The 8,220-nt window shown below is 71.4% G+C and carries 7 protein-coding genes; 6 read left to right on the forward strand and 1 reads right to left on the reverse strand.

The genetic code is table 11. From position 1 onward, the window contains the following. Window positions 1-409 precede the first annotated feature (409 nt). The 3 genes from VF092_22095 (at window position 410) to VF092_22105 (ending at window position 4,583) form a co-directional block, all read left to right on the forward strand. Window positions 410-1,882 carry a tyrosinase family protein gene (locus tag VF092_22095; GenBank protein HEX6750001.1) on the forward strand — a complete coding sequence of 491 codons (1,473 nt, stop codon included), beginning with the start codon at window positions 410-412 and terminating at the stop codon, window positions 1,880-1,882. Window positions 1,883-2,349: 467 nt separating this feature from the next. After that, on the forward strand, window positions 2,350-3,963 hold the full coding sequence (locus VF092_22100; protein HEX6750002.1) for a hypothetical protein: 1,614 nt from the start codon (window positions 2,350-2,352) through the stop codon (window positions 3,961-3,963). A 170-nt stretch (window positions 3,964-4,133) separates the two neighbouring features. Continuing rightward, window positions 4,134-4,583, forward strand: a complete 450-nt coding sequence (locus VF092_22105) for a DUF6194 family protein (GenBank protein ID HEX6750003.1) — start codon at window positions 4,134-4,136, stop codon at window positions 4,581-4,583. Window positions 4,584-4,706: 123 nt separating this feature from the next. Here VF092_22105 and VF092_22110 read toward each other — a convergent pair whose 3' ends face one another. Next, the gene (locus VF092_22110; protein HEX6750004.1) at window positions 4,707-5,732 is read right to left on the reverse strand and encodes an LLM class flavin-dependent oxidoreductase; all 1,026 of its coding nucleotides are present in this window, start codon (window positions 5,730-5,732) and stop codon (window positions 4,707-4,709) included. Between the two features lie 628 nt (window positions 5,733-6,360). Between VF092_22110 and VF092_22115 the strand changes: the two genes are divergently transcribed. The 3 genes from VF092_22115 to VF092_22125 form a co-directional block, all read left to right on the forward strand. Next, window positions 6,361-7,026 carry a hypothetical protein gene (locus VF092_22115; protein ID HEX6750005.1) on the forward strand — a complete coding sequence of 222 codons (666 nt, stop codon included), beginning with the start codon at window positions 6,361-6,363 and terminating at the stop codon, window positions 7,024-7,026. A gap of 227 nt (window positions 7,027-7,253) precedes the next feature. Then, complete coding sequence (locus VF092_22120) at window positions 7,254-7,727, forward strand: hypothetical protein (protein HEX6750006.1); 474 nt, start codon at window positions 7,254-7,256, stop codon at window positions 7,725-7,727. 169 nt (window positions 7,728-7,896) lie between these two features. After that, a partial coding sequence (locus VF092_22125; GenBank protein ID HEX6750007.1) for a hypothetical protein occupies window positions 7,897-8,220 on the forward strand: 324 nt, incomplete at its 3' end.

An 8,220-nucleotide genomic window follows, 5' to 3' on the forward strand; every position in this document is an offset into this window, starting at 1 on the left:
AGAATTGGCATCACACGGAGGAAACGGAGGTAACGGAGGAACTTCTGTCAGTCCTCCGCTCCCTCCGTTTCCTCCGTGTGATCCTGAATGCGAAATTGGAAATATGAGCCGTGGGATGATCGTGGGGACGATTCGAAGGGCGCGGTTGTAGATCGTAATCCATCTTTCCAGCCGATAATCGTCAGCACGATCAATTAATCTGCTTGACTCCGTCCCGGCTCTCCATGAACTTCTGACCCGGGTGCGGGCGTGCTTCGTCGTGGAGCGCGCCGGAACTCGGCATCTCCCTGACCATCCTGTGCATAGATCCTATTGAGTCGCGGAAGGCAGGATATCCACGGCTCATTTCCGCCGCCGCCCGCGTGCGTGGGCGGCATGGCTCGGCAACCCACGGCAGGAGGGCGCGTCGATGGCGAACATGGATCGCAGGAGCTTCGTGCTGGCGGCGCTCGGCGGGCTGGGCGGGGCGGCCCTGTCCGGGTGCGACGACGTGCCGCGCATCTTCGGCCCGCAGACGGGGCTGCTTGCGGACGTGGATGCGGCGGGCATCCACATCCGGCAGAACATCTACTGCCTGGGCGACACGCACCCGGACCTGGTGGCGTACCGCAACGCCATCACCACCATGAAGACCTGGCCCGCCACCTTCCCCACCAGCTGGATGGCGCAGGCCAACATCCACGGTACCAGCAGCCCCCCGCCGGGGATGCTGGCCAACCTCTGCCAGCACGGGAACTTCTTCTTCCTCTCCTGGCACCGGATGTACCTCTACTACTTCGAGCGCATCATCCGCTGCGTGTCGGGGCAGCCGAACTTCGCGCTCCCGTTCTGGGGCTACACGCCGTCGGGGACGCGCAACCTTCCCAAGCCGTTCCGCGTGCCGGCCGATCCGTCGAACGTGCTGTACGAGTCCAGCCGCGACCCCAGCGTCAACGCCGGCAACCCGCTCTCCGCGGGCATCGTGGATCCGGGCGTGGCGCTGGCGCAGATCGCGTTCAACAGCTTCTCGTCGCTGCTGGAGGGCACGCCGCACGGCGCGGTGCACGTGGCCGTGGGCGGGCTGATGGGGTTCGTCAACACCGCGGCGCAGGACCCCATCTTCTGGCTGCACCACGCGCAGATCGACCGGCTGTGGAACGTGTGGCTGGCCATGGGCGGCGGGCGGGCGAACCCCACCGATCCCACCTGGCTGAACACGAGCTGGGAGTTCTACGACGAGTTCGGCCACATCGTGAAGCTGACCGGCGCGCAGGTGGTGGACACCGCCATGCAGCTTTGCTACCGCTACGGCTCGGTCCCCTGCCTGACGGTGGCTACGCCGGAGACGCTGGCCTACCAGCCCGACGGATCGACGATGATGGTGCTCGACCCCATCCGCTCGCGCCCGGTGCTTCCCGACCCGATCCCCGTCGGCGTGCAGGGGCCGGTCACGCTGGCGTCGAACCCCGTGCAGGTGACCATCCCCGTCTCCGCCGACGGACAGAAGGCGCTGCAGGCGTTCGCGAACGACTCGAACGGCGGCAACGCGCTGATCGTGCAGCTGGACGACATCTCGCTGCAGCAGCCGGCGCGCATCTACTACGAGGTGTACGCCGACCTCCCGTCGGGGACGACGGACACGGCTTACACGAGTCCGTACTTCGTCGGTAACCTCGACTTCTTCGGCATCGGGCAGCAGATGACGGGGATGGCGATGCCGGCCTCGCGGCGCCTCAGCCTGACGCGCGTGTACGCGTATCTCCGCAGCCGCAACCTGTGGTCGGACAAGGAGGTGCGGCTGACCTTCGTCCCGCGCGGCAATACCGAGGACCAGGTACCGGCGCAGCGATTGGGTGGCGCCGCGCAGGCCACCATCGGCAAGGTGACGCTGCGCATCGAGTGATCTAAGAACAACAGAAGGTCTCACGCAGAGGCCGCAGAGGTCGCAGAGGAACAGCGTGGGCGAAGAGTTCTCTGCGACCTCTGCGGCCTCTGCGTGAGATTGGCTGTTTTTCGTATCTGGGAGATCCGTCCGCACGCGGGCGGCGTAGATGGGGCAAGGGACGTTCGATCCCGATTCTGGCGCGTGGGTGTCGCTCCGGCCCCTCAAAAGTTTCGTTGACGCCGCGGAGACAACGGGTTAGCGTGCGGATCGAGGGCGGGACGTCGGGGTGGACGCGGAAGGCATCCGGTTGGAGCCGTGAACTCGTGCGGGCCCCTCCCGTGCGCGAACCGTGTCCGGAGCAATCTACCCCGCGGACGTTCCGGCGCCCGCCCCACATCACCTGCTGTAACCATCGCGGCCGGGGGCCCTCCAATCCCCCGGCCGCCGGCGTTTCGTGATCTCCCCCTCATCCCGCGATCTCGCCCATGCTCCGCATCTCCATCGCCATCCCCCTCCTCGCCGCGCTCCCGCTGGCCGCGCAGCAGCCCGCCGCGCCCGACTCGGTGCCGCTGTTCGACAACCTGGGCACGCTGCATCACCCCGTCACCGCCTCGCCCGCGGCGCAGCGGTACTTCGACCAGGGGCTGAGGCTGATGTACGGCTTCAACCACGAGGAGGCGATCAACTCCTTCCGGCAGGGGGTGAAGCTCGATCCCGGCTGCGCCATGTGCCACTGGGGGATCGCGCTCGCGCTCGGGCCCAACATCAACGCGGCGATGGACCCGGCATTGGAGAAGGAGGCGGCGGACGAGATCGCCGCCGCGGCCGCGCTGGCGCCGCGGGTGACGGAGGCCGAGCGCGCGTACATCGCCGCGGCGGGACGGCGCTACTCGGCCACGGCGGGCGCGAACCGGGCCGCGCTCGACTCCGCGTACGCGAACGCGATGCGCGACCTGGCCCGTCGCTATCCCGACGACGCGGACGCGCAGGCGCTGTTCGCCGAGTCGATGCTGGACCTGAGCCCGTGGGACAACTGGACGCCGGACGGCACGCCGAAGCCGGGGACGCAGGAGCTGGTCGCCGCGCTGGAGGGTGCGCTGGCCAGGCATCCCGATCACCCCGGCGCCTGCCACTTCTACATCCACGCGGTCGAGGCGTCGCTCCATCCCGAGCGCGCGCTGCCGTGCGCGGAGCGGCTCCCGTCGCTGATGCCGGGCGCGGGCCATCTCGTCCACATGCCGGCTCATCTCTACATCCGCGTGGGCAGGTACGCGGACGCGACGCACGCCAACGAGCACGCCGCGCACACCGACCAGGTGTACCTCGCCGACCGGCAGCCGAAGGGGAACTACCCCTTCTACTTCTTCCACAACCTCGACTTCCTGCGCGCGGCCACCACGTTCGAGGGCCGCAGCGCGGAGGCGATCCAGACGGCGCAGGGGATGGTGGCGCAGATCACGCCCGAGGTGGCGCGGCAGGTGGGGCAGGCGGAGATGGCGATGCCGGCGCACGCGCTGACGCTGGCGCGCTTCGGCCGCTGGGCCGACGTGCTGGCCGCGCCCGCGCCGCCGGCGGATCTCCGCTATGCGACCGGCGCCTGGCGCTACGCGCGCGGGCTGGCGTTCGCCGGGACGGGTCGTTTCGCCGAGGCGATGGTGGAGCTCGACAGCGTGGCCGCCATCGCCGCGGCGATGCCGGCGGACAGGCTGCTCGGCTTCCACCGCGCGAAGGACCTGCTGGAGGTGGCTCACCACGCGCTGGCGGGCGAGATCGCGCTGCGGCAGGGGCGGGCGGCCGAGGCGGTGCCGCACCTGGAGATGGCGGTGCGGCTGCAGGACGGGCTGCGCTACGACGAGCCTCAGCCGTGGTACTATCCCGTGCGCCAGTCGCTCGGCGCCGCGCTGCTGGCCGCGGGCCGCCCCGCCGACGCGGAGCGCGTCTACCGCGACGACCTCGCGCGCAACCCGCACAACGGGTGGTCGCTCTTCGGGCTGGCCGAGGCGCTGCGCGCGCAGCACAAGGACGACGCCGACGCCCGCCGCCAGTTCGCCGCCGCCTGGCAGCGCGCGGACGTGACGCTGACCTCGTCGCGGTTCTGATTTTCCGAACGGAATGACCTCACGCGGAGACGCGGAGGCGCGGAGAACTCACTGCAGCCCTGGGTTCTCCGCGCCTCCGCGTCTCCGCGTGAGCCAATCAGTTGAGCTTCTTCTGCACGCAACGGTAGATTCCGCCGCTCTGGCCTGGTCTCCCCCGGGTATGCGGTGACATGGACGAGCATGCGATCACCGACTGGATCCTCCGCTCGTTACCGGGCGTGGAGACCACGTCCGCGCTGGGCTACACCTTCTTCTTCCATGGCGCGGACCGGAGGCTGCCGTTCGCGACGATCGCCACCGCGGACAACGAGTACGACCGCGCGTCGAATCTCGATCGCCCGGGCGTGTTCCGGCTGAACGTGGGCGTCGGCCGGGAGTCGTACCTGTCGCGCTTCGGCCCGAAGCCGCCCCGCTCCGGCCCCAGGGGGGTGGTGGACACCGGCCACGACTTCACCGCGCTCGACCAGCTGATGCCGCATCCCGTCTACGCGCCGCAGTGGTGGGTGTGCGTGCTCAACCCCGGCGACGAGACCTTCGCCGCCGTGCAGCCGCTCCTGCGCGAGGCCTACGAGCGCGCCGTCCAGCGCCACGACCGCGCCGCCGCTCGCGAGAAGGAATAGCGCAGTTCGCGAAGCCGCGTGGGCCCTCTCCCTGGCGCTTCGCGCCTGTCCCTCCCCCAAAACCGACTGGGGGAGGGACTTGGGCTCGCTTCGCTCGCGATTGTTCGATGGCCGCCGTCCGCCTCACCACTCCGTCCGCGGCTCCAGCTCCATCGCCTCCGCCAGCAGCTCGTACGAGCGGCAGCGCGCGGCGAACTCGTGCGTCACCGTCACCGCCAGCAGCTCGTCCACGCCGCAGTGGTCGGCCACGCGGAGGAGCTCGCCGCGCACCTCGTCCGGCGTGCCGGCCACGAGCCGCGCCCCGTCCTGCCCCAGCGGCGGCGCCTGCCACCCGGGCTCCAACTCCGCCAGCGCCTCGTCGGGCGAGGGGATGCCGCGGTCGTAGCCGCGCATGATCCGCCGCCGCCACAGCTCGATCCCCGACGCCAGCCGCCGCGCCTCGTCCTTCGTCTCCGCGCAGGTGACGCCGACGGCCACGCTCGCCCGCGGCTCGCCGAGCGCTGGCGACGGGCGGAAGCGCTCGCGGTAGGCGCGGACGAACGGCGCCGCGTCGATCCCGCTGATGAACTGAGCGAACGAGTACGACGCGCCCAGCTCCGCGGCGATGTAGCCGCTGTCGCCGCCGGAGCCGAGGAGCCACACGTCGGGCACCGACTCGCCGCGCGGCATGGCGCGCACGCGGCCCCAGGGGTGCGCGCTGCGGTCGAAGGTGTTGCCCAGCCAGCCGGCGAAATCTTCCACCTGGTGCGGGAAGGCCTCGATGGGCAGCGCGCCGCGCCCGTACTGCAGCGCCTGCACGGTGCGCATGTCGCCGCCGGGCGCGCGTCCCACGCCCGCGTCGATGCGGCCGGGAAAGAGCGTGGCCAGCACGCGGAACTGCTCGGCCACCTTGAACGGCGAGTAGTGCGTCAGCAGCACGCCGCCGGTGCCCACCCGCATCTCGCGCGTGGCGGCGGCCACCATCGGCAGCAGCACCTCGGGCGCCGAGCCGGCGAACGAGTTGGTGCTGTGGTGCTCGGCCAGCCAGTAGCGGCTGAATCCCAAGCGCTCGCACAGGCGCGCCAGCTCCAGCGTCTCGCGCAGCGCGTCGGCGCCCGTGCCGCCCGTCCGCACCGGCGACTGGTCCACCACCCCGATCTTCAGCGGCATCCGGATCTGCGTCCACGTGAGGATGATTCTGCGCCGGCGGCAAGCTGTGCGGCGCGGGAAGGCTCCGCAACCGATGAACTGCGGGATTCGGGCGTGTTTGGCGCCGAGACGCCAAAACGGGCTGCGCGCGCGGTAGGCAACGATACTACCGTTGCCAACCGCGCCGGGCCGCCGCCGCGCCCGGCATCCCCACGTCCCTCGGCATCCCCGCGCGCGCGGCGCCGTCCCGGCCCTCCGGGCGCGCATCCCTCACGCAGTCGCCATCCCCCCCCGATCCCCTTCCGCCACCCGCCCGGCCGAACCGGTGCAGGTCCGCTGTCGCGCCGCGAGGCATCCCCGATCCCCCTCGACACGCTCCGGCCACGCTGGCGCGGATCGTCCCCGATCACCCCCGTTTCTCCGTCATCCGCTTGCCTTCTCGCGTTCCCGCGAGAGACCGGAGGCGGAGTTGATCGCCCCGTCCGCGGACGCGTGGGCGAGGCTTGTTCCGATACCGGAACGGCCCCGGAGGTGCTGTCCTGCTGGGAATGGAACTTGCGCCCGGCACCGCGCGGCGGCGGTCGAGTGCGCACCCGCCGCCGCGCCTCAGGATCCGGCCGCGCACCCCAACGTTCGGAGGAATTCAGCCGTGGGCCTCACCCGGAACACGTCGCGTGCAATGCAGCGGCAGGTGGACCTGGCCACCGCCGTGGCGCAGGAAAAGCTGCTCGACACCCACGTCCGCCACGTCCTGGCGTTCGTGGAGCTGGTGCACGACCAGCTCCCGTTCGACGCCGCCCTCGACATCTACGCCCGCATCCTGCGCCTCAACCCCGAGCAGGCGCGCAACGTCGGCAGCCGCGCCTTCGCCGAGCTGGGGCGGCGCGGCCTGGTGGCCGGCGGCGGCCACGGCGAGGTCACGCTGATGGAGGACGACGCCGCCGACCACGAAGACGCGCGCCGCCCCGCGCCCGACGACAGCGGGCGCTTCGAGCAGGTGTTCTCGCGCGTGCGCCGCCGCATCCGCGGCCGCGTGCAGGACGACCTGCGCCACCGCATCAACCTGGCCGCCGCCCGCGCCGAGGACGACCTCTTCGAGCGGCACGTGGAGAACGCGCTGGAGTTCGCCCGCGCCCTCCAGGCCGAGGTGCCGCTGCACGAGGCCGTCGACCTGTACCTCGAGATCATGTCCGTTCCCGACGGCGTGTCGGACGTGGTCTTCAACCGCGCGCTCCGCCACGTGGCCGACGGCGAGCTGCCGCCGCTCGAGGGCGCCGCGCACGCCGCCGGGGTGGCGGCGTCGACCGCGGCCTGATCGCCGCCTGCGGCGCGCCCCGGAGCGAACGGGCGCGCCGCAGGCGGTGACGTGCGCCACGGCGCGCGCGTCGTTATCTTGCCGCCGACGAAATACTGGCGTTCGACGCACAAACTGCATATTCCTTACGCGAAACGCAGTTGGGATCGCGGACGAACACGGGCAACGGGCCGCACCGGCGCGGGAGCAGCGTCTTCCCGCACGCCGGCCGATGGAGGGGCATGGGGGTGAGCTGGGGGGGCATCGTGTGGGCGGGGTTCGTGGCCGGCGTGCTCGCCGCGTCCGTGTTCTGGCTGTTCCGCGCGCTCGGCTTCACCCTGCTCAGCCCCACCGGCCAGCTCGGCTGCCTCTTCTACGACGATCCCCGCCTGCCGATGACCGAGACCGTCGGCTTCGGGCTGTTCCTGGCGCTCCACGCCACGCTCGTGGCCGCGCTCCTGGCGGCCGTGCTGCGCGGCCTGGGCGGCCCCGGCTGGGGCACGGGGGCGGCGGCGGGAGGGATCCTCGGCTTCATCGCGGCGGCGGCGCTCCCCTGGCTGGCGCGCGCCAGCCGCTGCGTGCGCATGGGACGGCTTCCCCCGCCCGGCCGCTTCGGGCTGGACTGGGGACGCGCCACCCCGGTGGCGCTGGTTGCCGGCTACGCCGCGTACGGCGGCGTGCTCGGGGCCGTCCTCACGGCACTGTCCACCCGCGCCCCCTGAAGGGCGCAGCGATCGAGAGGAGGTGCACCGCCACGAGCCGTGCCGCAGTGGGGAGGCCGGGTTTCGGCAGGCTTCCCGGAAGCAGGTGTTGTGTGTGGTCGGGGGAACGTGTGTTGGCGGGTGCCCCGCGGTACCGAGGGGGCCCAATCACCTGGTTCGGAGAGGACTCATGAAACGAGCGCTCACATCCGCTCTCGCCGCCGCGGTTCTGGCGCTGGGGGCGGCGGGGCACGCGGCGGCGCAGGACGACATGACGGTGCGCACCGCGCCGCTGTTCGACATCGGCATCTTCGGCGGCGGCGCGTGGACCAGCGCCTGGTTCGACATCGGCGACAACGGGTTCTCGCCCGGCGTCTCGCCGGTGTTCGGCGCCGAGGCCACCTACTGGCTGAGCCCGACCTTCGGGATCCGGCTCGACGGCAAGTACCTGCCGCAGCGCCTCCCCCAGAACGACGACGTTCCGGGCGGCAGCCGCTGGCTGGGCAACACCTGG

This window comes from Longimicrobium sp., from assembly GCA_036377595.1.
GTDB lineage: Bacteria > Gemmatimonadota > Gemmatimonadetes > Longimicrobiales > Longimicrobiaceae > Longimicrobium.